This window comes from Umezawaea endophytica, from assembly GCF_025061645.1.
GTDB lineage: Bacteria > Actinomycetota > Actinomycetes > Mycobacteriales > Pseudonocardiaceae > Umezawaea > Umezawaea endophytica.
Genome location: NZ_JANYMP010000020.1, coordinates 57509 through 82755 on the forward strand (window position 1 = coordinate 57509; position 25247 = coordinate 82755).

Consider the following 25247-nt stretch of genomic DNA (forward strand, 5'->3'; position numbering starts at 1 on the left):
GTCAGGCCTCCTTCACGGCGGTGGTCTTCGAGCTCGCGTGCGCGCGCTGGTCGACACCGGCCTGCTGCGCCCCGCCGAGGCCGGACACCTTCGGGTTGGACAGGAACTTGGACTTCGACGCCAGCGCCACCAGCGGGTGCGTGACCAGGAAGACGACCACCAGGTCGAGCACCGTCGACATGCCGAGCGTGAACGCGAAGCCCTTCACCTGGCCGACGGCGATCACGTACAGGATCGCCGAGGCCAGGAAGCTGACCGCGTCGGCGGACAGGATCGTCCGCCGCGAGCGGATCCAGGCGCGCGGCACGGCCGACCGGAACGACCGGCCCTCCCGCACCTCGTCCTTCAACCGCTCGAAGAACACCACGAACGAGTCCGCCGTGATACCGATCGACACGATGAAGCCCGCGATGCCCGCGAGGTCGAGGGTGAACCCGATCCAGCGGCCGAGCAACACCAGGACGGCGTAGACGATGCCACCGGACAGGAGCAGCGACAGGATCGTCAGGATGCCCAGCAGGCGGTAGTAGAAGAGGCAGTAGAGGAACACCAGGCCGAGGCCGATGCCACCCGCGAGGAGGCCGGCTTCCAGCGAGGCGAGGCCCAGGGTCGCGGACACCGTCTCGGCCTCGGAGGCCTCGAACGACAGCGGCAGCGAGCCGTACTTCAGCACGTTCGCGAGCTGGTCGGCCTCCTTCTGCGTGAAGGTGCCGCTGATCTGGGTGCTGCCGCCGAGGATCGGCTCGTTGATGTTCGGGGCCGACACGACCTGGCTGTCGAGCACCACGGCGACCTGCTGCTGCGTGTTCGCGGTGGTGAACTTGCCCCACTTCGAACCGCCGTCGCCCTTGAAGTCCAGGGAGACCACGAAGCCCGCGCCCTGCGGGTCGCTGCCCGAGGTCGCGTTGTTGATGTCCTCACCGGTCAGGCGGGTGTAGAGCGAGTAGTCGTCTTCCTTGACCGTCTTGTCGTCGGCCGCCGGGTTCACCGGCGCGAGGACGTACTTGTTCGCCTTGTCCTGGTCGCAGGTGATCAGGGGCTTGTCGAAGTCGTCGTTGCCGATCAGCGGGTCGACGTCGACCGGGCAGGTGAACGCCTGGAGGGCCTGCTGCACGGTCTGCGCGTCCAGCGTGGTGAGCGCCGGGTCCTGCCTGCACGCCTTCGCCTCGGCGATGGCCTTGGTCGTGTCGTCCGAGTACTTGCCGTTGAACACGGCCTGGCAGTCGGGCTGGTCGGCGGGCGGCTGCGCGGCGTCGCTCGCGGGCGGCGCGGACGGGTCCGTGCTCACGGGGGCGGACGGGTCCGTGCTGGCGGGCTGGCCCTCCTGGAGGGGAGCCGGACGGCCCTGCGGGGCACCGCTGGACGGCGGCGTCGAGCCCGCGGTCTCACCGGGCGGGACCGAGCCCGACGTGGGGGCGGGGCTGCCGGACGTCGACGCGGGAGGCGTCGAGCCGGTCGTCTGCGGGACGACCGGGGCGTTCGGCGCCGGGGAGCCCACGACCTTGCGGAACGCCAGGCGCGCCGTCTTGCCGAGGCTCTTCGCGCCCTCGCCGTCGGCGCCGGGCACGGTGATGACCAGGTTCGTGCCGTCGCGGACGACCTCGGAGCCGGACACACCGAGGCCGTTGACACGGGTCTCGATGAGGGTTCGGGCCTGGTTGAGCGCCTCGTCCGTCGGAGTCTTCCCGTCGGGGGCTCGCGCGGTCAGCGTGACCCGCGTTCCTCCCTGGAGGTCGATGCCGAGCTTGGGGGTCGCCTTGCCGCTCCCGGTGAAGAACACCAGGGAGTACAGCGCGACCACGATGAGGACAAATGCGCCCAGGTACTTCGCTGGGCGGATCTGCCCGGCCGGAGGTGCCACGGTCCGTCCGTCTCCTCGAACTGGAAGATGATGTCAGGTCGGCGGACCTCGTCCTGGTGGGACGAGGACAGCACGCCCTCACCCGAAGGTGTTCAGTCCGGGCGAGGGCGCAGCGTACCCCGCGTCGTGTGAGCTGGACGTCACTGCCCGCAGTTGGCAGTTTTGACCGTTGCCAACCGCGGACCGACGCGCTCCGACGCGCTTACTTCTTGGTGTTGTGCTCCAGCGGCGGCGCGATCTCCGCGGCGGTCGCCGGGGCGACCTCGTCGACGACGGCGTCCTGTTCGTCGTCCTCGACCTCGTCGAGGTCGTCGGCCGGGACGATCTTCTCGCGCACGGCCTGGCGCAGCCAGGTCGTGACGACGCCGTCGGCGATCTCCAGGTCGATCGTGGCGTCGTCGGTGGCGTCGGCGACCGTCGCGTAGAGACCGGAGGTGGTCATCACGCGGTCACCCGGCTCCAGGGAGGACAGGAGCTGCTGCTGCTCGGCTGCCGCGCGCTTCTGCTTGCGAGCGCTGAGGAACAGCGGCACGGCGAGCAGCACCAGCAGCAACGGGAACATCAGGGACGAAAGGTTCATCATTCTCCGTTCGGCCGAACGCCCGATCCGTGTCCGGAACGTCCGATTTTTCTGGGTGCCACCGGCGATTGTGCCAGGTCATCGAACCCGATCACTCGTCAGGCCGTGGGTGGCTGCAATCCCAGGTGCAACCAGGCGGCGTCGGTGGCCACGCGTCCTCTGGGCGTACGGGCCAGCATGCCGGCTCTGACCAGGTAGGGCTCGCACACCTCCTCCACCGTGGTCACCTCCTCACCCACGGCGACGGCGAGGGTCGCGACCCCGACCGGCCCGCCGCCGAACGAGCGAACCAGCGCGCCGAGCACGGCCCGGTCCAACCGGTCCAGGCCCAGTTCGTCGACGTCGTAGACGGCGAGGGCGTCGCGGGCGACCTGGAGGTCGACCACGCCGTCCGCGCGGACCTCGGCGAAGTCGCGGACCCGGCGCAGCAGCCGGTTCGCGATCCGGGGCGTGCCGCGGGACCGGCCCGCGATCTCCAGCGCGCCGTCCTCCCGCAGGTCGACGCCCAGGATCTTGGCCGAGCGCCTGATGATGTGGTCCAGCTCGTCGGCGGTGTAGAACTCCATGTGCCCGGTGAAGCCGAACCGGTCGCGCAGCGGGCCGGTCAGCGAGCCGGACCGGGTGGTGGCGCCGACCAGCGTGAACGGCGCGATGTCCAGCGGGATGCTGGTCGCGCCCGGCCCCTTGCCGACGACGACGTCGACCCGGAAATCCTCCATCGCCAGGTACAGCATCTCCTCGGCGGGCCGGGCGATGCGGTGGATCTCGTCGATGAACAGCACGTCGCCCTCGACGAGGTTCGACAGCATCGCGGCGAGGTCGCCCGCCCGTTCCAGCGCGGGCCCGGAGGTGATCCGCAGCGACGCGCCCAGCTCGGCCGCGATGATCATCGCGAGGCTGGTCTTGCCGAGTCCGGGAGGGCCGGACAGCAGCACGTGGTCCGGCGGCGACCCGCGGCGCATCGCGCCCTGGAGCACCAGTTCCAACTGCTCGCGGACCTTGAGCTGGCCGACGAACTCGGTCAGGTCCTTGGGCCGCAGCGTTCCCTCGACGTCCCGCTCGGTCGGGATGACCAACGGCGAGAGGGTCTCGTCCTCTTCCTCGTAATTCACCTCTTGCGCCCCAAGGCGGCCAGCGAACGGCGGAGCACGGTCGGGGTGGTCTGCGCGGAGTCCTCGGCGATGACCGCGTCCACGGTCGACTCGGCCTGCTTGACCGGGAAACCGAGGCCCAGCAGCGCTTCCACGACCTGCTCGCGCACCTGCGGAGCGCCGTCCGCGACGCCGTCGGCGGTCGGCAGCGGGCCCGCCTTGTCGCGCAGCTCGATGATCAGCCGCTCGGCGCCCTTGCGGCCGATGCCGGGCACCTGGGTGAGCACGGTGATGTTGCCGTCGGCCAGCGCGGCCCGCAGCTTGTCCGGCTCCAGCACCGCCAGCGTGGCCAGCGCGAGCCGCGGCCCGATGCCGGACACGGTCTGCAACAGGCCGAACAGCTCCCGCGCGTCCGCGTCGGTGAAGCCGAACAGGGTCAACGAGTCCTCGCGCACGACCAGCGAGGTCGAGAGCGTCGCCTCCTCGCCGCGCCGCAGCCCGGCGAGCGTCGTGGGCGTCGCCTGGACGGCGAACCCGACTCCCCCGACCTCGACGACCACGTGATCGAGTCCGATGGACAGCACCTGTCCACGCAGCGACGAAATCACTTGGTCCTACCTCCGTTTTTCGCGGCCTGCGCGAGCTTGAGCTTGTGGGTGCGGGCCATCTCGGCGGCCTTGGCCTGCGCCTGGGCCATCCTCGACTGCATCGGCGCCCGCCAGATGTGGCAGATGGCCAGCGCCAGCGCGTCCGCCGCGTCCGCGGGCTTCGGCGCCTCGACCAGGCCGAGCAGCTTGGTGACCATCATCGTCACCTGCGCCTTGTCCGCGCGGCCCGACCCCGTGACGGCGGCCTTGACCTCGCTGGGCGTGTGGAACATGACCGGCAGGCCCCGCCGCGCGGCGGCCAGGGCGACCACGCCACCGGCCTGGGCCGTGGCCATCGCGGTGCGCACGTTGTGCTGGCTGAAGACCCGCTCGATGGCGATCACCTCCGGCCGGTACCGGTCCAGCCAGACCTCCACCTCGTCGGCGAGGTGCATCAGCCGGATCGCCAGCTCGTCGTCAACCGACGTGCGGACCACGTCGACCGCGACGATCTTCACCGCGCGGCCGGGGCCACCGTCGACGACGCCGAACCCGCACCGGGTCAGGCCTGGGTCGACGCCGAACACGCGCACTGGGGTCCCTCCACCGAGACGAACATCCGTTCGAACTTTAGTGGGTGGGCCACCGCCCGCTCCCCGCGACACGCGACCACCCGTCCAGGTGGTCCGCGACCGCCGATTCCCCCTCACGGGGACAGTCACGGATTGGCGACACCGGGGACGTGCGCGGTCGACACTGAGTCACCACCTCGCTACGGTGACGCGGTCCCTTTGATCCACTTCACCTTCCCGGTCGCGACAAGCGGGAGGCCACGATGCCGAGGCGATTCTGCGCTCGAACGGCCTTCCTCTGCACCCTGCTGGCGCTGCTGGTGGGTGTCGTGGTGTCGGGCGTGCTCGGCCACCAGGCGTCCGTCGCGCTGGACAAGACGTCGCAGCTCGCCGCCGCCGTCGCCGCGCTGGTCCTCTTCCTCCGGGCCGCCCGCCGCGAGCAGGGCACCGAGCGCCGCTGGCGGCTGTGGATGGTCGCGTCGACGGCGAGCCTGACCGTCGGCCTGAGCGCGTGGATCTGGGGCCAGCTCTTCCTCGGCGTCTCGCTGCCCTCGTCCACGTTGGCACCGCTGGGTTTCATCCTCACGCCGGTGCTCGCGCTGGGCGCGGTGCTGACGCTGGCGCACGGCGCGGCGGACTCGCTGCCGAACCACCGCAGCAAGCTGCTGGTGGTGCTGGACGGCCTGATCGTCGTGGGCTCGCTGTTCGTGCTGACCTGGGTGTCGGCGCTGGAGTCGATCGCCCGCGCCTGGGCCACGTCCGGGCCCGGTTTCGCCACCGTGATCGCCCACCCGGCCGCGTACCTGGTGCTGCTGGTGACGCTCCTGGTCACGTCGTGGACCCACCGCACCGTCCGCCAGTTGCCGATGCTGTTCCTCGCCCTCGCGGGGCTCGCGCAGTCGGCGTCCGGCTGGATCTTCGCCTGGCTCGTCAGCCACGGCGCCGAGGCCATCCCACCGATCGCCGACGTGGGCTTCATGGCGTGCCCGGTGATGCTCCTGCTCAGCTCGTTGGCCCCCACCAAGGGGAAACCGGTCCGCACGGGCGGGCTCGGCACCGGGGAGCTGCTGCACCTGCTCGTGCCGTACCTGCCGATGCTGATCACCGGTCTGTTCATCGTCGTCGGCACCGCGACGGGCGTCAGGTTCAACCCGCTGGAGATCTACGCGGGTCTCGGCGTCGTGCTGCTGGTGATCGTGCGGCAGCTCGTGACGCTGATGGACAACGCCCGCCTGCTCGACCAGCTCCACGAGAGCCGGGAACAGCTCCGGCACCAGGCCTTCCACGACCCGCTGACGGGGGTGGCGAACCGCGAGCTGTTCCGCGAGCGCCTCACCGCCGCGCTCCGCCGCGGCGACCCGGTCGTGCTCGCGTTCATCGACGTGGACGGCTTCAAGCACGTCAACGACAACTTCGGCCACGCCGAGGGCGACGCCGTCCTGCGGATCGTGGCGACCAGGCTCCAGCACTGCGTGCGCGACGAGGACACCGTAGCCCGGCTCGGCGGCGACGAGTTCGGCGTCCTGGTGGAGAGCGGCGACGTCGACCCGTCGGAGATCGGCAACCGCGTCCTGGCCGCGCTCAAGTCCCCGCACCAGACCCAGGGCCGCGAGCACGAGGTGTGCGCGAGCGTGGGCATAGCCCACCGCACGGCCCACGACGCCGCCGTGTCCGCCGACGACATGCTCGGTTCGGCCGACGCCGCCATGTACACGGCGAAGCGGCTGGGCAAGGGCATGGTCGTCGTCCACGGCTCGATCCCCGCACCGGAGCACGCGTGACCGCCGACGACGTCATCGCCGCACTCGACCTCGCCCCGCTACCCGTGGAGGGCGGCCACTTCGCGCAGGGCCACCGCTCCGCGGACCTGTCGACCATCTACTACCTGCTGCGCGCGGGCGAGTCCTCCGCCGTGCACAGGCTGACGAACGTCGAGGTGTACGCGCACCACGCCGGCGCCCCGCTGCGGATGCTGCTGCTGCACCCGGACGGCTCGGTGACCACACCGGTGCTCGGCTCGGCCCTCGCCGACGGGCAGCGCCCGCAGGTCGTGGTGCCCGCCGGGGTGTGGCAGGCGAGCGAGCCCGACGGCGACTGGGCGCTGGTGACCACGGTCGTCGTGCCGCCGTACACCGACGACGTGGTGGAGTTCGGCGACGCCGACGCACTGGCCGCCGAGTACCCGTCGCACGCGGCGGAGGTCAGGCGGCTCTGCCCGTGACGGTGCCGCGCGTGCGGGGGGTCGTGCTGCCCGTGGTCCGCTAGCGGTACGGGCCCTGGCCGGTCGGCCGGACCACGACCTCGTTCACGTCCACGGACGGCGGCTGCGACACGGCGTACAGCACCGCGCGGCCCACGTCGGCCGGGTCGAGCTTGGGTTCGGTGGCCCGTGACGCCGGGATCGCGCCGGTGTCGGTCAGGCCCGGCTGGACGACGGTGACGCGGACGCCGGTGTCGGCGCACTCGGCGCGGATGTTCTGCGCCAGGCCGGTGACGGCCCACTTCGTGGCCGAGTACAGGTTGCCGGGGCGGACGCCGCGGCCCGCCGCCGAGCCTGTCAGCACGAGGTGGCCGCGGCTGCGGACGAGCGCGGGCATGGCGGCCTTGGCGGTGTACGCGGGGCCGCAGACGTTGGTGAGCACCATGTCCGCCCACTCGGCGGGCGGGGCGCCCTCGTCGGAGGTGAAGGACGTGACGACGCTGGCGCCCGCGTTGGCGAAGACGACGTCGATCGAGCCCCACTCCTCCTCGACGCGCCCCATCAGGAACGCCAGGTCGTGCCACGAGGTCACGTCGCACGAGGCCGCCCAGACGCGGTCGGGCCCTCCCAGCCTCATCCCCGCGTTGACCAGGTCCTCCGCGCGCCGGGAGGCCAGCACCAGCCGGTAGCCGGCGGCGGCGGCCAGTTCCGCGGTGGCAGCGCCGATGCCACGGGAAGCACCGGTGATCACGAAGACCGAGTCGCCCATGGCGCGAACGCTACCCAAAGTCGTCAGCGGGACGACAGTGACACCTGATTGGATCATCTCACTGGTCCGAACAGGGGGTTTCATGAACATCACACGCAGGTTCGCGCTCGGCTTGGGGTCGGCCGCGGCGGCGTCGGCGGTGCTGGGCTCGGGAACGGCGGCGGCGCAGGACGACGAGGTCGACACCGAGCCGGAGCTGGAGGCGGTGGTCCCGCGCACGGCCGAGGTGGCGAGGCGCAAGATCGCCCGCAAGTACCGCCTGGAAACCCGCAGGGCGCGCGGCACCTGGTCCTCCTACATCGGTGTGGCGAACCCGGACGGGTCCGTGCGGGCGGCCGTGGAGGAGCACCCGGACACCGTCGTGGAGGCGTACAGCGTCAACAAGATCGCCGTGGCGGTCACGGTGCTGGACAAGGTCGACCGGGGGCTGCTGACGCTCGACCAGCGGATCGAGCTGACGGCGGACATCGTCATCCACGACACCGACGGGATCTTCGGGCTGGACGGCGCGTACCCCAGCTCGATCACCGTCGGCCACGTCCTGTCGGCGCTGCTGACCGTCTCGGACAACACCGCCGTGCGGCTGTGCGGCCTGCTCGTGCCCGCGCGGGAGATCAACGACATCCTGCGGGGCAAGGGTTTCGTCCACACGCAGGTCGTGCCGGTCGCCAACCCGAACCGGTACTACCTCGGGACGACGACGCCGCGCGAGACGTTCACGCTGCTGCGGAAGCTGGTGAACGAGGAGCTGCTGTCGCCCGCCTCGACCACCCACCTGCTGACGGTGCTGAGGTCGCTGACGTCGTTCACCGACGGCGTCCGGCTGGAGCTGTCGTCGAACGAGCGGCTCCAGGTCGCGACGAAGGCCGGTTGGTTCGCGGACGGCCGCAACGAGGCGGGTGTCGTGTTCGACGCCGACGGCAAGCCGGTGATCACGTTCGCGCTGTTCGCGTCCGGTCGGTTCCGCGGGGACGAGACCGCCAACAACGACAACTACAGCGCCACGCACCCGGCGCTGCGGGCGCGCGCGGCGATCGGCAGGACCCTGTTCGACTCGGTCCGGCAGATCACCTGCCCGGCGCCGAGGCCCCGTCTCTCGCAGGTCTACCGGCCCTGGACGGGCGCGTGACGTATTTCCCGAGGAGCTGCGCGCTCCTCACCTAGTGGACAGGGTCGGTCGTCGCCGCCGTCGACGACCGACCCGTTCACTCCCCGATCGGCTCGGGGGAGGTGTTGTCGGTGGTCACCGTGCCGCGTCCGGGGTCCGCGACGACTAGGCTCCCGGCAAGCTATCGAGGAGGAACGGGTTTGACTCCCAGGCAGGTGACGCTGGCGGAGGTCGCGAGCCACGCGGGGGTGTCGCTGGCGACCGCGTCGCGAGTCCTCAACGGCAGCACGCGGCAGGTCAGCGACGAGCTGCGAGACCGCGTCGTCGGGTCCGCGCAGGAGCTGGGCTACCTGCCGAACGCCGCCGCGCAAGCGCTGGCGCGCAACAGCAGCGTGCTCGTGGGTCTCGTGGTGCACGACATCTCGGACCCGTACTTCTCCAGCATCGCGGCGGGCGTGACCAGGATCGCCGAGGAGGCGGGCCTGGTCGTGGTGCTCGGCACCACCGGCCGCGACCCCGAGCGCGAGGTCGAGCTGCTGTACACGCTCCGCGCGCACCGGGCGCGGGCCGTCGTGATCGCGGGCAGCCGCACCACGGACCGAGGGGCCACGGCCAGGCTCGCCGCCGAGGTCGAGGCGTTCACCGCGCAGGGCGGGCGGGTCGCGTGCGTCTCGCAGTCCCGCATCCCCGCGGACACCGTCGTGCCGTCGAACCGGGCGGGTGCCCGCGCGCTGGCGCGGGAGCTGGCGGCGCTGGGGCACAAGCGGTTCGCCGTGCTGGCGGGGCCGCCGAACCTGGTGGTGGCGCGCGACCGGCTCGCGGGCTTCAAGGCCGGGCTGGCCGACGCCGGGCTCGACCTGCCCGCCGCGTCCGTGGTCACCGGGGCGTTCACCAGGGACGGCGGGCACGCGGCGGCGACCGAGCTGCTGGCCGCGAAGACCGGCGCGACCTGCGTGTTCGCCGTCAACGACGTGATGGCGCTCGGCGCGATGGCGGCGCTGCGCGAATCCGGGCTGCGGGTGCCGGAGGACGTGTCCATGGCGGGGTTCGACGACATCCCGACGCTGCGGGACCTGGTGCCGGGGCTGAGCACCGTGCGGCTCCCGCTGGAGGAGCTGGGCGAACGGGCGGCGCGGCTCGTGCTGGACGAGGGGACCGCCGAGGTCCGCACGGTCAAGGTCGCGGGCGAGGTCGTACTCAGGGCGAGCACCCGAGCACCCTCCGGAACCGGCCTGCGGTGAGGGCCATACCCTCTAAACTGGACCGAACCGCTCTCCACCAGCATGCCCGACCGAGGAGTGACTCCTTCCGTGCGCGACGCGCAGTCACCTGGCTTCAGTACTGAGCCGGGTCGAACACCCGGCTGCCACACCAGCTCGATCCCGTCCCTCGCCGGAGGCGACAGGTGATCGGAACACTCCTGAGCGTCCTCGGCCTGCTGGCCGTCGTCGCTCTCACCCTCGGGACCGCCACCGCGGTCGCCGCCGAGTTCTCGTTGACCGCCCTCGAACGCAGCACCGTGGACAACCACGCCGCCGTCGTGGGCGATGCCAGGGCCCTGAAGCTCCAGAAGGCGCACAAGTCGCTGTCCTTCCAGCTCTCCGGCGCCCAGTTGGCCATCACCATCACCACCCTGATCACCGGCTACATCGCCGAACCCGCCATCGCGGAACTGGTCGAACCCGGCCTGACCGCCCTCGGCGTGCCGTCTTCGGTGGCCGACCCGCTGGCACTGGCGTTCGCGCTGGCGCTGGCCACGGCCGTGTCGATGGTGTTCGGCGAGCTCGTGCCGAAGAACCTCGCCATCGCGAAGCCGATGGAGACGGCCCGCGCGGTCGTCGGCTACCAGGCGGCGTTCTCCAGCACGTTCCGCTGGCTGATCAGCGGCATGAACCTGACCGCGAACTGGCTGGTGCGCCGCTTCGGCGTCGAACCGGTCGAGGAGCTGGCGTCCGCGCGGTCGCCGGAGGAGCTGAGCGCCCTGGTGCGCTCCAGCGCCGAGCACGGCACGCTCGACCAGGGCACGGCGACGCTGCTGGACCGCTCGCTGCGCTTCGGCGACCGCACGGCCGGTGAGCTGATGACGCCGCGCGTGCAGGTCGAGGCGCTGCGCGTCGACGCGACCGTGCTGGACCTGATCTCCAAGACCCGCGAGACCGGCTTCTCCCGGTTCCCCGTGCACAACGGCGACCTGGACGAGGTGCGCGGAATGGTGCACGTGAAGCAGGCGTTCAGCGTGCCGGTGAACCAGCGCGGGACCACGCCGGTGTCGGCGCTGACCCGGCCGGTGCAGATCGTGCCGGAGACCCTGGAGGGCGACGCGCTGCTGGACCGGCTGCGGGCGTCCGGGCTCCAGACCGCGCTCGTCGTGGACGAGTACGGCGGCACGGCCGGGCTGGTGACGCTGGAGGACGTGGTCGAGGAGATCGTGGGCGACGTCCGCGACGAGCACGACCGGGGCGAGGCCGCTCCGGTCCGCCCGCTGGGCAAGGGGAGCTGGATGGTGTCCGGGCTGCTGCGCGACGACGAGGTCGCCGAGGCCACCAGGTTCCGGATGCCGGAGGGCGACTACGAGACGCTGGCCGGTCTGGTCATGGCCAGGCTCGGCCGCATCCCCGAGGTCGGCGACGAGATCCGGGTCGACGGCTGGCGCATCACCGTGATGCGGATGGACCGGCACCGCACGGCCGAGCTGCGGGTGGCCAGGGTCGCCGACGCGGACCAGGTGGCGGCGCAGTGAGCATCCTGGTCCTCTTCCTGTTCCTGGCGGGCAACGCGTTCTTCGTCGGCGCCGAGTTCGCGATCATCACCGCCCGCCGCGACCGGCTCGAGGCGCTGGCCGAGAAGGGCAGCAGCCGGGCCCGCACGGCGATCAAGGCCGGTCGGGAGCTGCCGCTGATGATCGCGGGCGCGCAGCTCGGCATCACGCTGTGCTCGCTGGGGCTCGGCGCGATCGGCGAACCCGCCGTGGCGTCGATCCTGGAGTCGCCGTTCCACGCCATCGGCGTCCCGACGGCGGTGCGGCACGGCATCTCGTTCGCCATCGCGCTGATCATCGTGGTGGCGCTGCACACGATCCTCGGCGAGATGGTGCCGAAGAACCTGGCCATCGCGAACCCGGAGCAGCTCGCGATCTGGCTCGTGCCGGTGCACTACGGGTTCTGCAAGCTCGTCGGCCCGGTGCTGCGGATGTTCACCGTCGTGTCGACGGCCGTGCTGAAGCTGATGAAGGTCACGCCGAAGGACGAGCTGGACACGGCGTACACGCCGGACGAGCTGGCGATGCTGATCGCCCAGTCCCGCCAGGAGGGCCTGCTGGAGGACTCCGAGCACCGGCGGCTCACGCAGACGCTGTCGTCGGCGGAGCGGACCGTGGCCGACGTGCTGGTGCCGCTGGACCGGCTGACCACGCTGTCGTCCAACCCGACGGTCGGCGAGGTCGAGTCGTCCGTGGCCCAGACCGGGTTCTCCCGGTTCCCCGTGCGCGGCGACAACGGGAAGCTGCTGGGCTACCTGCACGTCAAGGACGTGCTGGACCTCGCGGGCGCGGATCCGGGCACGCCCGTGCCCCGCACCCGCATCCGCGGCCTGCCGGACCTGCCCGTGGACGCCCACCTGGACGAGGCGCTGGCCGCGCTGCGGCGGGCGCAGTCGCACCTGGCGCGGGCCGTGGACGCGGACGGCGCGCTGTGCGGCGTCGTGGCGATGGAGGACCTGGTCGAGGAGTACGTCGGCACGGTCCGCGACGGCACCCACGTGAGCCGCGAGCTGTGAGTCAGGAGGCCCGAGCGGCGAATCGGGCCTCCTCCGCGGCGAACCCCTTGGGGGACACGGTCTTCCACATCAGCACCGCGGACAGCAGGTGCACGGCCGAGGCCATCACCCACACCCAGCGCAGCCCCCACGTCGCCGCGACGAACCCACCCGCGAGCGCGCCGAGCGGCGTCAGGCCCCAGGCCAGCGCGCGGTGGCTGGTGAGCACCCGGCCGAGCAGCGGCGTGGGCGTGAACCGCTGGCGGCTGGACTGCGAGCACACGTTCCACACCAGCGTCGTGGACGACAGCACCACCAGCGTCCCGGCGACCAGCGCGAACACCGGCGGCTCCACCGCGATGAGCAGGATCAGGACCGAGGCGGACAGCGTCGAGAGCCGCATGGACCAGGCGTAGCCGAGCCGGGTGACCAGTCGGTGCACCACGAACGACGCCCCGATCCACCCGACAGCCAGGCACGCCATCAGCACGCCGTAGCCGACCGAGCCGACGTGCAGGATCTGCGTCGCGTAGAGGACGAACATCGGCATGCTCGCGCTGGCGGCGAACGAGCCGAGCGCGACGGTGACCGTGATGGTGCGCAGCAGCGGGCTGCCCACGAGGAACGCGAGCCCGGTCCTGATGTCGCGCAGCGGGTGACCCGGCGGGCTCGGCACGTGCGGGACGGCGAGGCCACGGGTCAGCAGCAGCGCCACCAGTGCCGCCGCGCAGGCGAGCCACGCGGGCAGCCCGACCGCGAACGCCAGCAGGAAACCGGTCACCGGCGGCACCACGAACTGCACGACCCCGCGGTCGATGACGATCATCCGGGCGTTCGCGGCGGCCAACCGGTCCGGGCCGACGACGTCCGGTACCAGCGCGCCGCTGGCGCCGTCGCCGAGCACCTGCGAGCTGACGACGACGAACGAGACGACCAGCAGCAGCGGCAGGGTCAGCACGCCGGTCGACGTCGCGACGGCGAGCACGGCCGCCGCCGCGGCCTGCACGGCGAACGCCGACGCGAGCACCACCGTCCGCCGGAACCGGTCGATCAACACCCCCGCCGCCAGCGAGAACAGCAGCCACGGGAGCTGCCCCACCACGTTCACCAGCGCCACCTGCCGCGGATCGGTCGTGATCGTGATCGCCAGGAGCGGCAGCGCCGTCAGCAGCAGCCCCTCCCCCGTCGACCCGCTGACCGCGACCGCCTGCAACCGCCCCCACCCAGTCCCCATGCACCCACCTTGGCCGGATCACTGGCCAAGTCGAACGTTTTAGGCTGGGCTAAAGCGATGGCCCTCCGCTTCGCCGTCTCGCCGCTCTGGGAAACGATCGCCGGCCTGCGCGTGCTGGCCGCCCCGGAGTGCGCCCCGGTCCACCAGCGCTGGACCACGTGGGCCGAATCGCGCCTGGGCAGCCTGCCGGACGACCCGTGGTTCCGCCTGCTCCGCCGCCTCGCCACCCGCGGCCCCGTCGTGCCCGAGTTCCTCATCCCCACACCGGGTCTGCGCTCCACCGGCATCGACACGGAGGTCGACGCCCTCTTCCGCGCCACCCCCGAGCGCATCACCGCCGCCGTCGGCGCCGACCCCCACGCCCGCCCCCTGCTGGACGACCCGACCGAGGCACTGACCGCCCTGCGCGACCGCGTCCGAGCCGTCCACGACGCGATCGTCGAACCCCTCTGGCCGAGGCTGGAGGGCGTCCTCCAGGGCGACGTGGAACGCCGTGGCCGCAGGCTCACCGAACACGGCGGCCCCACCGTGCTCAACGAACTGCACGACACCGTCACCTGGCACCCGACCGCCGTCGAGGTGGCAGGCACCATCACCGAACTGGGCACCCGCGACCTCGTACTGGTCCCGTCGGCCTTCATCTGGCCGGACGTCTACCTCCGCGACAGCCCCGTCCGCCTTGCCCTCTGCTACCCGGCCACCGGCTTCGGCACCCTGTGGACCAGACCGACCCCACCAGCCCGCCCCGCCCTCACCCGCCTGCTCGGCACCACCCGCGCCCGCCTGCTGCACGAACTGGAACGCCCGAGCACCGTGTCCGAACTCGCCGAACGCCTGGACGTGACCGCGGGGTCGGTCTCGCAGCACCTCGGGGTGCTGCGGGCGACCGGCCTCGCGGTCAGCCGCCGGGAGGGGCGGGAGGTGGTGTCGCTGCGAACGGCACTGGGGCTGGCGCTGGTGCAGGGCGGGGATTAGGGCTTGGGCGCATTGGTGCGGATCACGCCGGCTCCCTGTCCAGGAGCTGCGTCCCACCGTCCCGCATGGTGTTCGCCACGCTCGCGCAAGCCTCGGTGAATGCACTGGCATCACGTCCCCAGTAGTCCGAGACGGCTTGGCCGCCACGAACCAGGAGATCAGCCACATCGGCGGCCATGAACAGGTGGGACGCCTCACCCCAGCGGGAATGGCTGTGCACTCCGCCACCAGAGGCATCCTCGATCAGCGTCGTCGACGGGCAAGCGCCCAGAAAGCTTGGTGCGGACCCAACGGCGTACCAGGCAAATAGGCCTTGGCCAGGGAAGGCACGTGGTGGAGCGTGCTCTCGGCCGCGCCGTCGGCGGCCAACTCGGCGGCCTGGAACAGGATTTGACGTTCCGTGATCGGGCTGCCTTCCGGCGCGGACTTCCAAGTGGATCCAAGTGCGTCGGGATCGTGTCGTAGGTCCAGGAGCAGAGCGGCCCACTGGTCCCGCAGATCGACGTAACCGCTGTACAGGAACTCGATCTCTCGAACATCGCTCGGCCAGGTCCACCCTCCCCCAGACTCACGCGGAGTCTGCCCCGTCCGTCAGCGACGCACGGGGCAGAACCACAACGTTGAGCGGTCAGGTCCCCAGACAACACCGCACTAGATCTCCCTCACCACTCGCACCGGGCTCCCCACCGCGATGACGTTCGCGGGCAGGTCGCGTGTCACCACGGCGCCCGCGCCGACCACGGTGTTCTCCCCGATGGTCACCCCGGCGAGCACGATGGCGCCGCCGCCGAGCCACACGTTGTCGCCGATGACGATCGGCTTGGCGGCCTCCCACTTCGCGCGGCGCGGTTCCGGGTCGACCGGGTGGGTCGGGGTGAGGAGTTGCACGTTGGGCCCCATCTGGACGTCGTCGCCGATGGTGATCGGGGCGACGTCTAGCGCGACCAGGCCGAAGTTGGCGAACGTGCGGGCGCCGATGGTGATGAACCTGCCGTAGTCGACGTGGAACGGCGGGCGGATGGCGGTGCCCTCGCCGACGGCGCCCAGCCACTCGGTGAGCAGTCGGGAGCGTTCGGCGTGCTGGCGGGACGTGGTCGCGTTGTAGGCGTCCTGGAAGTCGCCGGAGACGGCGGACAGCTCCTCGAGTTCCGGGTCGTCGGCGATGTACAGGTCTCCGGCGAGCATCCGCTCGCGCATGGTTCGGGTGTCCGGCGTCATGGGACGACCGTACAAACGCGCGGCACGAATAAGCTGACCGCATGGTGGTGTTGACCGAGGCCGAGTGGACGGCGCGCCGGGCCGAGCACCGGGCGCGCGTGCTGCGCTGGACGGGTCCGCACCACGAGCGGAAGGCGACCGGGGAGAAGCACCCCGTGCTGGACTTCCTGTTCTCCTACTACTCGCACCGGCCGTCGCGGCTGGAGCGCTGGCACCCCGGTCCCGGTGTCGTGCTGGAGGGCGCGGCGGCGCGCGAGTTCCTGCGGTGGCCCGCGTACGGGGAGACCGCCGACGGCGTGGCGCTGGACGTCGAGCGGTTCGCCGAGTCGCGGCGGGCGACCGTCGACTTCGTGCGGCGGCTGCTGGGGGCGACGGCGCGCCGGGCGCCGCGGCTGGGCTGCTTCGGGCTGCACGAGTGGGCGATGGTCTACCGGCAGCGGCCCGAGCAGGTGCGGCACAACGCGTGGCCGCTGCGGCTGGGGTCGACGGGGACGGACGCGGTGGTGGACGCGAGCCGCGTGCAGTGCGGGCACTTCGACGCGTTCCGCTTCTTCACGCCGGACGCGCGGCCGCACAACACGCTCCAGCCGACGAGGGAGACGCAGGTCGAGTTCGACCAGCCCGGCTGCCTGCACGTCTCGATGGACCTGTTCAAGTGGGCGTACAAGCTGGACCCGGCGACGCCGTCGGAGCTGGTCGCGGACTGCTTCGCGTTGGCCGTGGAGGTGCGCGAGCTGGACATGCGCGCGAGCCCGTACGACCTGGCCCCGCTGGGGTACGAGCCGGTGGCGATCGAGACGCCGGAGGGGCGGGCCGAGTACGTGCGGCAGCAGGCGTCGTTCAGCGCGAGAGCTGTGCCTTTGCGTGCCGCACTGCTCGACCTATCAGTAACATTGAGTCACACAGCAGACCTGAGAAACTGACCCAATCGGGTAAATATCCCGCCAAGTCAGCCACAAGTACTTAACCCAGCCCTCAGTCTTCACCTGTTAGCGTGACGGTTGCCGGTACAGGTGTCGTCGGGGCGGTGAATCCGGGTACCGAACGCGTTCGTGTCACGAGCCGCGGGAAGACGCTGAAAGGGAAGTCGATGTCTCGACATCGCACGCTGCGCACACGGGTGCGGCGCGGCGTGGCAGGCTGGCCCGTCGCGGTCGTCGGCCTCGTCGCGCTGATCGTCCTCGGTGTCCTCGGCTGGAGCTGGCTCGGTGGCGTGATCGAACGCCGGGCGGCCGCCGAGGCGGGCGACTGCGCCGAGGGTGAGGCGGCGCTGCGGATCGCGTCCACGCCGAGCGCGGCGGACGCGGTGCGCGACGTGGCGAAGGCCTGGAGCGCGACCCGACCGGTGGTCTACGACCACTGCATCCGGGTCGAGGTGCAGTCGATCGACTCCGAGGTCGTGCTCGAAGGCCTCACGCAGGGCTGGGACGAGGAGAAGCTGGGCACCCGGCCGCACGCGTGGATCACCGACTCGACGCTGTGGGTGAACCGGCTCGGCGCGCAGAACCACGCGCTGCTCGGCGCCGCCCCGCAGTCGATCGCCGCCAGCCCCGTGGTGCTCGCCTTGCCCGAGGAGGGCGCGACGGCCGTGCAGGCGTCGTCGGGCTTCCGCTGGACCGACCTGCCGGGCGTCACGTCCTCGCCCGCGGGCTGGGACCGCTTCGGCCAGGCGGCGTGGGGGCCGTTCAAGGTCGCCATGCCGGACCCGACGGTCAACGCGGCCACGGCGATGGCGATCCAGTCGGCGCTGGCGGGCGCGAGCCCCGAGGGCAAGGGCCCCGTCACCACCGACATGCTGAACCTGGACCCGGTGAAGAACACCATGGCGAGTCTGGTCGCCGCGAAGCCCGCGCAGACCCCCTCGACCACGTGGGAGGCGATGTCGCTGCTCGCCGACAAGCCCACCGTGAACGCCGCGGGCTTCAGCGCGGTCCCCGTGTTCGAGGTCGACCTCTACCGGCACAACACGGGCAAGGACACCGGCACCGCCCCGTTGAAGCCGCTGTTCGGCGTGACCCCCGGCGGTCCGACGCCGGTCGCGGACTTCCCGTTCGTGGCGCTCTCGGGCGACTGGGTCGGCGAGGCGCAGGTGCGGGCCGCGCAGGCGTTCCGCGACTTCCTGACCGACGAGGCCCAGCAGAAGATCCTGGCCGCGTCCGGGCTGCGGGTCCCGTCCTCGACGGACCGCCCGAAGCCGTCACCGGGTGTGCGCTGGGCGACGATGACCGAGGGCCTGGCGCCCGCGGACGCGAACACCGCGCAGCAGATCTCGGCGACGTGGGCGACGGCCGACAACGGCCAGGTCGTGACGCTGCTGGTGGACTCGTCGAAGTCGATGGAGGAGTCCGGCGGCGACGGGAAGAGCAGGATGGAGTGGCTCAAGGCCGCGCTGTCCGGGCAGGTGAACCGCTCGCTGTCCGGTTCGGTCGGGCTGTGGGAGTTCTCCCGGCAGCTCGACGGTGAGCGCCCGTACCGGAGGCTCGTGCCGACCGGTCCGGTCCTGGAGCAGCGGCAGGCGCTGCTCGACGGGATCGCGGGCCTGAAGCCGTTGAGCGCGACCCAGCTCTACACGAGCCTGCTGGCGCTGTACGAGGACACGCAGGAGAACTACCAGGAGGGCAAGCGCAACAGGATCGTCGTGCTGACCGACGGCCCCAACGACGGTGGCCTCGGCTTCGACGAACTGCGCGCCAAGCTGGACGAGTTGAAGCGCGACGACCGACCGATCCCGATCAGCGTCATCGCCATGGGTCCCGCGCCGGAGCGCGATCCGCTGAACAAGATCACCCAGTCGACCGGGGGCACCTTCTCGGTGGCGGAGGACGGCAAGGCGATCGACGCGGCGCTGGCGCAGATCCTGTCGGCGGGCTGACCAGGTAGGCGGTCAGCGCTGGATGGCGAGCTTGGCGAGTTCGCGGTCGAAGTCGATCCAGAGCTCCTCCTCACCGGAGGACACGACGTCGTAGGAGAGGTCGAGGAACTCGGCGATGTCCTCGGCGCGGCCGGACAGGACGGCGAAGCCGGTGGGCGCGTCCAGTTCCACGAGCACCCGCTCGGGGTCCTCCGGCGCGGGGCGGACGGCGATGTCGCCCTCACCGGTGCGGGTGATGAGCCCGTCGGCCAGTAATTCGCGGCCGAACATCCACTCCACCTCACCCTGCCCCGTGTGGAAGCTGATGGCGACGGCGTACGGATCATCGGGGTCGTAGCGCAGTTCGGCCTCGATGGGAGCGGGTGCGGCTCCGGGCGTGAGCAGGTCGAAGGTCGTGGCGACGGTGATGACGATCTTCTTGTTCATACTTCAACGATAAGTACCGACCGTGACGGCCGACACCCCTAGAAAGGGTGAGAGGACCCCGGAATCACCAAATCGTGCGCACTTTACCCACGAACGGGTGAACGGTTGTTCGTAGCGTGGCGGACCAGGGGACCGCGTCAGGGCGGGTACACCTTCGCCATGGCCGCCACCGAGGCCGCCATCCGCTCCCGGAGTTCCGGCGGCCCGACGACCTCCACGTGCGGGCCGAGCCTCAGCAGGTCCGGCTCGGCGTGGTCGAGCGACTCGGTCGGCAGCTCGACCGTCGTCCACCCGTCCGCGGCCGGTTCGGCGTCCGAGGCGCGCAGCGCGCGGGCGGCGACGACGCCGAGCAGGTACCCGGCGCGCCGAACGCCCTCCGGCGACAGCCGCACCGTGACGCGCACGCCGTACATGCGCTGCTCGAACCCCTCCGACCAGTCCTCCCAGAACGCCGTCAGGTCGAAGTCGGCGGGCCGGTCGAAGTGGTCGTCGGTCGTCGTGATCTCCAGGACCCGCGCGACCCGGTACGTGCGCAGGTCGCCGTCGGACCGCGCCACCAGGTACCAGACGCCCGCCTTCAGCACGAGGCCGAGCGGGTCCACGGTCCGACGCACCTCGACCGCCTTTCCGCCCCACCGCCGGTACCGGACGTCGAGCCTGCGCTGGTGCCACACGGCGTCGGCGATCGTGGTCAGGTTCGGGGTCTCGTCGGAGTGCCGGAACCAGCCGGGCGTGTCGAGGTGGAAGCGCTCGCGGACGCGCCCGGCCCGTGACCGCAGCTCGGGCGGGAGCGCGGCCTGGAGCTTGAGCTGCGCCGCCGCGACCACGGTGCCCAGCCCGAGTTCGGCGGCCGGACCGGGCAGCCCGGCGAGGAACAACGACTCCGCCTCCTCCGTGGTCAGGCCGGTCAGCCGGGTGCGGTAGCCGTCGACCAGCCGGTACCCGCCCGCCGGGCCGCGGTCGGCGTACACGGGCACGCCCGCGGCGCCGAGCGCCTCGACGTCGCGGTAGACCGTGCGGACCGACACCTCCAGTTCGTCGGCCAACTCCTGCGCCGTCATCCGGCCGCGCGACTGGAGCAGGAGGAGCAGGGACAGCAGTCGGCTCGCGCGCATGCGTCCAAGTTTCCCCCCGTACCTGACGGGCGGTGTCAGGTATCGGGTGCAGGATCTCCCGCATGACCACACACGCGGCGGGCAACGTCGAGATGAAGAGCTGGGAAGAGAAGACCTGGGACGGCAAGGCGCACGACGAGGTCTCGGGTGCCAAGCTCACCTCGGGCACGATGGTCGGCGTCTACCACGGAGCGCTGGAGGCCACCGGCGAGACCCGGTTCGTCATGACGTACATCGACGACAACAACTGCTACACCATCGGTCAGGAACTGGTGACCGGCACGCTCGACGGCCGCACCGGCACGTTCGTGCTCCAGCACATCGGCCGGTACAAGGACGGCTCCGTGTCCGGCGGGTTCACCGTGGTCCCGGAATCGGGCACCGGCGAGTTGGAGGGCCTGAGCGGCAGCGGCGGGATCACCTGGGAAGCGGGCCAGTCGGGCGTCTACTCCGTGGACTACGTCCTGTCCGCGTGACCGCCTCGCCGTCTTGGAGCACGGGCGGGGCGCGGTTCGGCCGCCGGACCGCGCCCCCGTCCGAAGCCCGCGCCTACTCGACCGAGATCGACACCTTGTTCGGGTAGAACGCCACGTGCCCGGTGATCTCCTTCACCGACGGGTACGGCTCGTCGTAGGTCCAGATGACGTCGGTCAGCGCCTGGTCGCCCGTGATCGAGTAGTACGACGCGTCGCCCTTGTACGGGCAGTAGGTGCTGGTGTCGGTGCGCTCGATCGCGGACTGGTCGACGTCCTCGATCGGGATGTAGTGCACGGCCGGGTAGGTCGACTCCTGCAACGTGAGCGACCTGGTCGTGTCGGCGACGACCCGGTCGCCCGCGCGCACCACGACGTGCTCCGTCGACGGCGTCACGGTGATGGGGTGGTCGGGGCCGGGGGTCTTCACTGGGCGTGCCATGGCTGGTGCTGCCTTTCGCCGTTGTCGTGCTCCTCCCTGGGTCAACGACGGCCGGGGCCCGATCATTTCCCACGCCCTCCGACCAGGCACGATCGGTTTTTGTCGGTGCTCGGGTCCACAATCGGCGGCATGGGAAAACCGGAGATCACCTCCCTCCAGGAGTGGCAGAAGGCCCGCGACGAGCTGCTCATCGCGGAGAAGGAGCTGACGCGCGCCCAGGACGCGCTCGCCGCCCGTCGGCGGCGGCTGCCGATGGTCGAGTTCGCGGGCGACTACCCGTTCGACACACCGGACGGCCCGAAGACGCTGCTGGACCTGTTCGAGGGCCGCCACCAGCTCGCCGTGTACCAGTTCATGGACCTCGGCCCGGACGCCTTCTGCGGCGGGTGCACGTGGTTCACCGCCAACGTGCCCGCGACCGGGCGGGGGATGCTGGCCGACAGCGGGGTGACGTGGGTGAACGCGTCGACGATGCCGCTGGCGCAGATCGAGGCGTACAAGGAGCGGATGGGCTGGACGCTGCCGTTCGTGTCGTCGCACGGCACCACGTTCGCCCAGGACTGCGGGGCCGACGGCGGATTCATGCTGACCCTGTTCCTGCGCGACGGCGACGCCGTCTACCGCACGTACGGCACGACCCACCGGGGCGTGGACAGACTGGTGTTCACCAACAACATCCTCGACCTCGCGCCGTACGGCAGACAGCAGGACTGGGAGGACTCACCGGACGGCTGGCCGCAGCACCCGACCTACGGCTGACGGCTGGTGACGGGCGGGGCTTGGTTGCGGGCAGGGCTGGTCGCTGCCTGACAGCCGACACAAGCTTGCCCACCGGAGGCGACCCAGCGCCGAACCACCCGCACGAACCGACCTACCCGCCACGAGCAGGCCTGCCACCCTCGACACAACGGTGACGGACCGCCCGTGAGCGGCCCGTCACCCGTGTTCTAGCTGTACGTGTCCTAGCAGTACGTCGACGTCGTGTCCTAGCTGTAAGCCGAGAGAGGAGGGCAGGAGCAGACCAGGTTGCGGTCGCCCTTGGCGCCGTCGATCCGGCGCACCGGTGGCCAGATCTTCGGGGCGTCGACGCCTGCCGGGAAGACGGCGGTCTCGCGGCTGTACGGGTGGTTCCACTCGCGGGTGACGGAGGCCGCGGTGTGCGGTGCGTTGCGGAGCGGGTTGTCGTCGGCGGGCCATTCGCCGGAGGCGACCTGGTCGATCTCGTGGCGGATCGCGATCATCGCGTCGATGAAGCGGTCGATCTCGCCGAGGTCCTCGCTCTCCGTCGGCTCGACCATGAGCGTGCCCGGAACCGGGAACGACATGGTCGGGGCGTGCAGGCCGTAGTCGGCGAGGCGCTTCGCCACGTCGTCCACGGTGACGCCCGTGGACTTGGTGATGCCGCGCAGGTCGAGGATGCACTCGTGGGCGACGAAGCCGCCCTCGCCGGTGTAGAGGACCGGGTAGTGCTCGTCCAGGCGGCGGGCGACGTAGTTGGCGGCGGCGACGGCGGTGAGGGTGGCGCGGCGGAGGCCGTCGGCGCCCATCATGCGCACGTACGCCCAGGAGATCGGCAGGATCGACGCGGAACCCCAGGGGGCCGCGCTGATCGGGCCGACGCCGGTCGCGGGACCGGCCAACGGCTGGAGGGGGTGGTTGGGCAGGTACGGGGCGAGGTGGGAGCGGACGCCGATGGGGCCGACGCCGGGGCCGCCGCCGCCGTGCGGGATGCAGAACGTCTTGTGCAGGTTGAGGTGCGAGACGTCCGAGCCGAACTTGCCGTACTGGGCGAGGCCGATGAGGGCGTTGAGGTTCGCGCCGTCGACGTACACCTGGCCGCCCGCGTCGTGCACGAGCGCGCAGACCTCGCGGACGGTGTCCTCGTACACGCCGTGCGTGGACGGGTAGGTGATCATGATCGCGGCGAGGTCGTCGCGGTGCTCGTCGACCGTCTGGCGCAGGTGGCCGAGGTCGATGTTGCCCTTGTCGTCGCACTTCACCACGACCACCCGCATGCCTGCCATGACGGCGCTGGCGGCGTTGGTGCCGTGCGCGCTGGACGGGATGAGGCAGACGTCGCGAGCCGCTTCACCGCGCCCGCGGTGGTAGGCGCGGATCGCGAGCAGGCCCGCGAACTCACCCTGGCTGCCAGCGTTCGGCTGGATGCTGACCGCGTCGTACCCGGTGACCTCGGCGAGCCAGTCCTCCAGGTCCTTGACCAGCGCCAGCAGGCCCTCGGCGTCCTCGGCCGGGGCGAACGGGTGCAGGTCGGCGAACTCGGGCCAGGTGATGGGCTCCATCTCGGCGGTGGCGTTCAGCTTCATCGTGCAGGAGCCGAGCGGGATCATGCTGCGGTCGAGCGCGACGTCCTTGTCGGACAGCGCGCGCAGGTAGCGCAGCAGCGCCGTCTCCGAGCGGTGCAGGTGGAACACCGGGTGCGTCATGAACTCCGACGTGCGGCGCAGCTCGGACGGGATGCCGTCGGCCGTGTCGGCGTCGAGCGCGTCCACGTCCGGCACCTGGACGCCGAAGGCCTGCCAGACGTCGACCAGGTTCGCGCGGGTCGTGGTCTCGTCGCACGCGATGGCGACGGTCGAGCCGTCGACCAGCCGCAGGTTGACGTCGAGCGCCCGCGCGGCCTCGACGACCGCCGCCGCGCGGTCCGGCACGTGCGCCTGCACCGTGTCGAAGAACTCGCCGTGGACGACGTCCACGCCGCCTTCGAGCAGTCCGGCGGCCAGCACCGTGGCCATGCGGTGGGCGCGCGTGCCGATGGCCCGCAGGCCCTCTGGGCCGTGGTAGACGCCGTACATCGAGGCGATCACGGCGAGCAGCACCTGCGCGGTGCAGATGTTGCTGGTCGCCTTCTCGCGGCGGATGTGCTGCTCGCGCGTCTGGAGCGCCAGCCTGTAGGCGCGGTTGCCGTCGGCGTCCTCGGACACCCCGACCAGCCTGCCGGGGAGCTGCCGCTCCAGGCCCGTGCGCACCGCCATGTACCCGGCGTGCGGCCCGCCGAACCCGATCGGCACGCCGAAGCGCTGGGTCGTGCCCACGACGACGTCCGCGCCGATCTCGCCCGGCGGGCGCAGCAGCGTCAACGCCAGCAGGTCGGCCACGACGACGGCGTTCGCGCCCGCCTTGTGCACCTCGGCGATCACGGACTCGTGGTCGCGCACCGCGCCGGACGCGCCGGGGTAGGACAGGAGCACGCCGAAGAAGTCGCCGCCCAGCCCGAGCCCCTCGATGCCCTGCGACAGGTCCGCGACGACGATCTCGATGTCCAGCGGCTCGGCCCTGGTCTCGATCACGGCCAGCGTCTGCGGCAGCGTGTCGGCGTCGACGACGAACTTCTTCGACTTCGACTTGCCCGCGCGGCGCACCAGCGTCATCGCCTCGGCGGCGGCGGTGGCCTCGTCCAGCATCGACGCGTTCGACAGCGGCAGCGCCGTCAGGTCGCCGACCATCGTCTGGAAGTTCAGCAGCGCCTCGAGCCGCCCCTGCGAGATCTCCGGCTGGTACGGCGTGTAGGCCGTGTACCAGGCCGGGCTCTCCAGCACGTTGCGGCGGATGACCGGCGGCGTGATCGTCCCGTAGTAGCCGAGCCCGATCATCTGCGTCATCGGCCGGTTGCGCCCGGCCAGCTCGCGCAGCTCGGCCAGCGCCTCGGTCTCGGTGGCAGGCGCGGGCAGGTCGAGCACCAGGTCGCCTTCGCGGATCGACGGCGGGATCGCGCGCTGCGCCAACTCCTCCAGCGAGCCGACACCGATGACGTCGAGGATCCGGGCCAGCTCGGCGGGCCGGGGGCCCACGTGCCGATCGGCGAACGGGGTGCCGTGTTCGAGAGCGGCGAGAGGAATGCGGTCCTGCGTCATGGAGGCGCCTCCGGCGAGGGTTGGGCTACGGACACACTTCTGCCGTCTGCCCTCCCCCTCTGTCTCCAACCCGCTCGGCGGGCGCCTGAGAGCTTCACC

Annotated in this window: 23 protein-coding genes; 11 read left to right on the forward strand and 12 right to left on the reverse strand. The window is 71.4% G+C overall.

From position 1 onward, the window contains the following. Window position 1: 1 nt before the first annotated feature. From secD to ruvC, 5 genes are all read right to left on the reverse strand, one after another. Window positions 2–1861, reverse strand: a complete 1860-nt coding sequence (gene secD / locus NZH93_RS33415; RefSeq protein ID WP_259627271.1) for a protein translocase subunit SecD — start codon at window positions 1859–1861, stop codon at window positions 2–4. Between the two features lie 202 nt (window positions 1862–2063). Next, entirely contained in the window at window positions 2064–2441 is a 378-nt protein-coding gene (gene yajC / locus NZH93_RS33420; RefSeq protein WP_259627272.1) for a preprotein translocase subunit YajC, read from the reverse strand. 98 nt (window positions 2442–2539) lie between these two features. Beyond that, entirely contained in the window at window positions 2540–3553 is a 1014-nt protein-coding gene (gene ruvB, locus NZH93_RS33425) for a Holliday junction branch migration DNA helicase RuvB (protein ID WP_259627273.1), read from the reverse strand. Beyond that, entirely contained in the window at window positions 3550–4140 is a 591-nt protein-coding gene (ruvA, locus tag NZH93_RS33430; protein ID WP_259627274.1) for a Holliday junction branch migration protein RuvA, read from the reverse strand. Before ruvA ends, ruvB begins: the two co-directional genes overlap by 4 nt. Further along, on the reverse strand, window positions 4137–4712 hold the full coding sequence (ruvC, locus tag NZH93_RS33435; RefSeq protein ID WP_259627275.1) for a crossover junction endodeoxyribonuclease RuvC: 576 nt from the start codon (window positions 4710–4712) through the stop codon (window positions 4137–4139). Before ruvC ends, ruvA begins: the two co-directional genes overlap by 4 nt. A 242-nt stretch (window positions 4713–4954) precedes the next feature. Between ruvC and NZH93_RS33440 the strand changes: the two genes are divergently transcribed. Further along, window positions 4955–6472, forward strand: coding sequence for a GGDEF domain-containing protein (locus NZH93_RS33440; RefSeq protein ID WP_259627276.1), 1518 nt, complete (start codon window positions 4955–4957; stop codon window positions 6470–6472). Beyond that, window positions 6469–6912 carry a cupin domain-containing protein gene (locus tag NZH93_RS33445; RefSeq protein WP_259627277.1) on the forward strand — a complete coding sequence of 148 codons (444 nt, stop codon included), beginning with the start codon at window positions 6469–6471 and terminating at the stop codon, window positions 6910–6912. The genes NZH93_RS33440 and NZH93_RS33445 overlap by 4 nt, the downstream gene beginning before the upstream one ends. A gap of 40 nt (window positions 6913–6952) precedes the next feature. Here NZH93_RS33445 and NZH93_RS33450 read toward each other — a convergent pair whose 3' ends face one another. After that, window positions 6953–7660, reverse strand: coding sequence for an SDR family oxidoreductase (locus NZH93_RS33450; protein ID WP_259627278.1), 708 nt, complete (start codon window positions 7658–7660; stop codon window positions 6953–6955). An 82-nt stretch (window positions 7661–7742) separates the two neighbouring features. On the opposite strand from NZH93_RS33450, the gene NZH93_RS33455 reads away from it, so the two are divergent. The 4 genes from NZH93_RS33455 to NZH93_RS33470 all read left to right on the forward strand — a co-directional run bounded on the left by NZH93_RS33455 (window position 7743) and on the right by NZH93_RS33470 (window position 12542). After that, window positions 7743–8789 carry a serine hydrolase gene (locus NZH93_RS33455; protein WP_259627279.1) on the forward strand — a complete coding sequence of 349 codons (1047 nt, stop codon included), beginning with the start codon at window positions 7743–7745 and terminating at the stop codon, window positions 8787–8789. 179 nt (window positions 8790–8968) lie between these two features. Further along, window positions 8969–10009 carry a LacI family DNA-binding transcriptional regulator gene (locus NZH93_RS33460; RefSeq protein ID WP_259627280.1) on the forward strand — a complete coding sequence of 347 codons (1041 nt, stop codon included), beginning with the start codon at window positions 8969–8971 and terminating at the stop codon, window positions 10007–10009. A 164-nt stretch (window positions 10010–10173) separates the two neighbouring features. Beyond that, window positions 10174–11508 (forward strand): hemolysin family protein, encoded by a 1335-nt coding sequence (locus NZH93_RS33465; protein WP_259627281.1) that lies wholly within the window; start codon window positions 10174–10176, stop codon window positions 11506–11508. Beyond that, window positions 11505–12542: a hemolysin family protein gene (locus NZH93_RS33470; RefSeq protein WP_259627282.1), complete on the forward strand. Its 1038-nt coding sequence runs from the start codon at window positions 11505–11507 to the stop codon at window positions 12540–12542. Before NZH93_RS33465 ends, NZH93_RS33470 begins: the two co-directional genes overlap by 4 nt. 1 nt (window position 12543) lies before the next feature. Here the strand turns inward: NZH93_RS33470 and NZH93_RS33475 are convergent, their stop codons facing one another. After that, complete coding sequence (locus tag NZH93_RS33475; RefSeq protein WP_259627283.1) at window positions 12544–13755, reverse strand: MFS transporter; 1212 nt, start codon at window positions 13753–13755, stop codon at window positions 12544–12546. A gap of 57 nt (window positions 13756–13812) precedes the next feature. Between NZH93_RS33475 and NZH93_RS33480 the strand changes: the two genes are divergently transcribed. Beyond that, window positions 13813–14730 (forward strand): ArsR/SmtB family transcription factor, encoded by a 918-nt coding sequence (locus NZH93_RS33480; RefSeq protein ID WP_259627284.1) that lies wholly within the window; start codon window positions 13813–13815, stop codon window positions 14728–14730. 651 nt (window positions 14731–15381) lie between these two features. Here the strand turns inward: NZH93_RS33480 and NZH93_RS33485 are convergent. After that, a complete protein-coding gene (locus tag NZH93_RS33485) occupies window positions 15382–15948 on the reverse strand; it encodes a sugar O-acetyltransferase (RefSeq protein ID WP_259627285.1) in 567 nt (188 codons plus the stop codon). 41 nt (window positions 15949–15989) lie between these two features. On the opposite strand from NZH93_RS33485, the gene NZH93_RS33490 reads away from it, so the two are divergent. After that, window positions 15990–16871, forward strand: coding sequence for a 3-methyladenine DNA glycosylase (locus tag NZH93_RS33490; RefSeq protein WP_259627286.1), 882 nt, complete (start codon window positions 15990–15992; stop codon window positions 16869–16871). A gap of 167 nt (window positions 16872–17038) precedes the next feature. Continuing rightward, the gene (locus NZH93_RS33495) at window positions 17039–18820 is read left to right on the forward strand and encodes a substrate-binding domain-containing protein (RefSeq protein WP_259627287.1); all 1782 of its coding nucleotides are present in this window, start codon (window positions 17039–17041) and stop codon (window positions 18818–18820) included. Between the two features lie 12 nt (window positions 18821–18832). Here NZH93_RS33495 and NZH93_RS33500 read toward each other — a convergent pair whose 3' ends face one another. Together NZH93_RS33500 and NZH93_RS33505 are read right to left on the reverse strand one after the other, a co-directional pair. Further along, entirely contained in the window at window positions 18833–19246 is a 414-nt protein-coding gene (locus tag NZH93_RS33500) for an SsgA family sporulation/cell division regulator (protein WP_259627288.1), read from the reverse strand. A 137-nt stretch (window positions 19247–19383) separates the two neighbouring features. Next, on the reverse strand, window positions 19384–20361 hold the full coding sequence (locus tag NZH93_RS33505) for a helix-turn-helix transcriptional regulator (protein ID WP_259627289.1): 978 nt from the start codon (window positions 20359–20361) through the stop codon (window positions 19384–19386). A 62-nt stretch (window positions 20362–20423) separates the two neighbouring features. On the opposite strand from NZH93_RS33505, the gene NZH93_RS33510 reads away from it, so the two are divergent. Continuing rightward, complete coding sequence (locus NZH93_RS33510; protein ID WP_259627290.1) at window positions 20424–20837, forward strand: DUF3224 domain-containing protein; 414 nt, start codon at window positions 20424–20426, stop codon at window positions 20835–20837. Window positions 20838–20910: 73 nt separating this feature from the next. Here the strand turns inward: NZH93_RS33510 and NZH93_RS33515 are convergent, their stop codons facing one another. Then, window positions 20911–21276 carry a DUF427 domain-containing protein gene (locus NZH93_RS33515; RefSeq protein ID WP_259627291.1) on the reverse strand — a complete coding sequence of 122 codons (366 nt, stop codon included), beginning with the start codon at window positions 21274–21276 and terminating at the stop codon, window positions 20911–20913. A gap of 129 nt (window positions 21277–21405) precedes the next feature. Here NZH93_RS33515 and NZH93_RS33520 point away from each other — a divergent pair, with 129 nt between their 5' ends. Beyond that, the gene (locus NZH93_RS33520) at window positions 21406–22035 is read left to right on the forward strand and encodes a DUF899 family protein (RefSeq protein WP_259627292.1); all 630 of its coding nucleotides are present in this window, start codon (window positions 21406–21408) and stop codon (window positions 22033–22035) included. A 227-nt stretch (window positions 22036–22262) separates the two neighbouring features. Here the strand turns inward: NZH93_RS33520 and gcvP are convergent, their stop codons facing one another. Beyond that, entirely contained in the window at window positions 22263–25148 is a 2886-nt protein-coding gene (gene gcvP, locus NZH93_RS33525) for an aminomethyl-transferring glycine dehydrogenase (protein WP_259627293.1), read from the reverse strand. Between the last annotated feature and the right edge of the window lie 99 nt (window positions 25149–25247).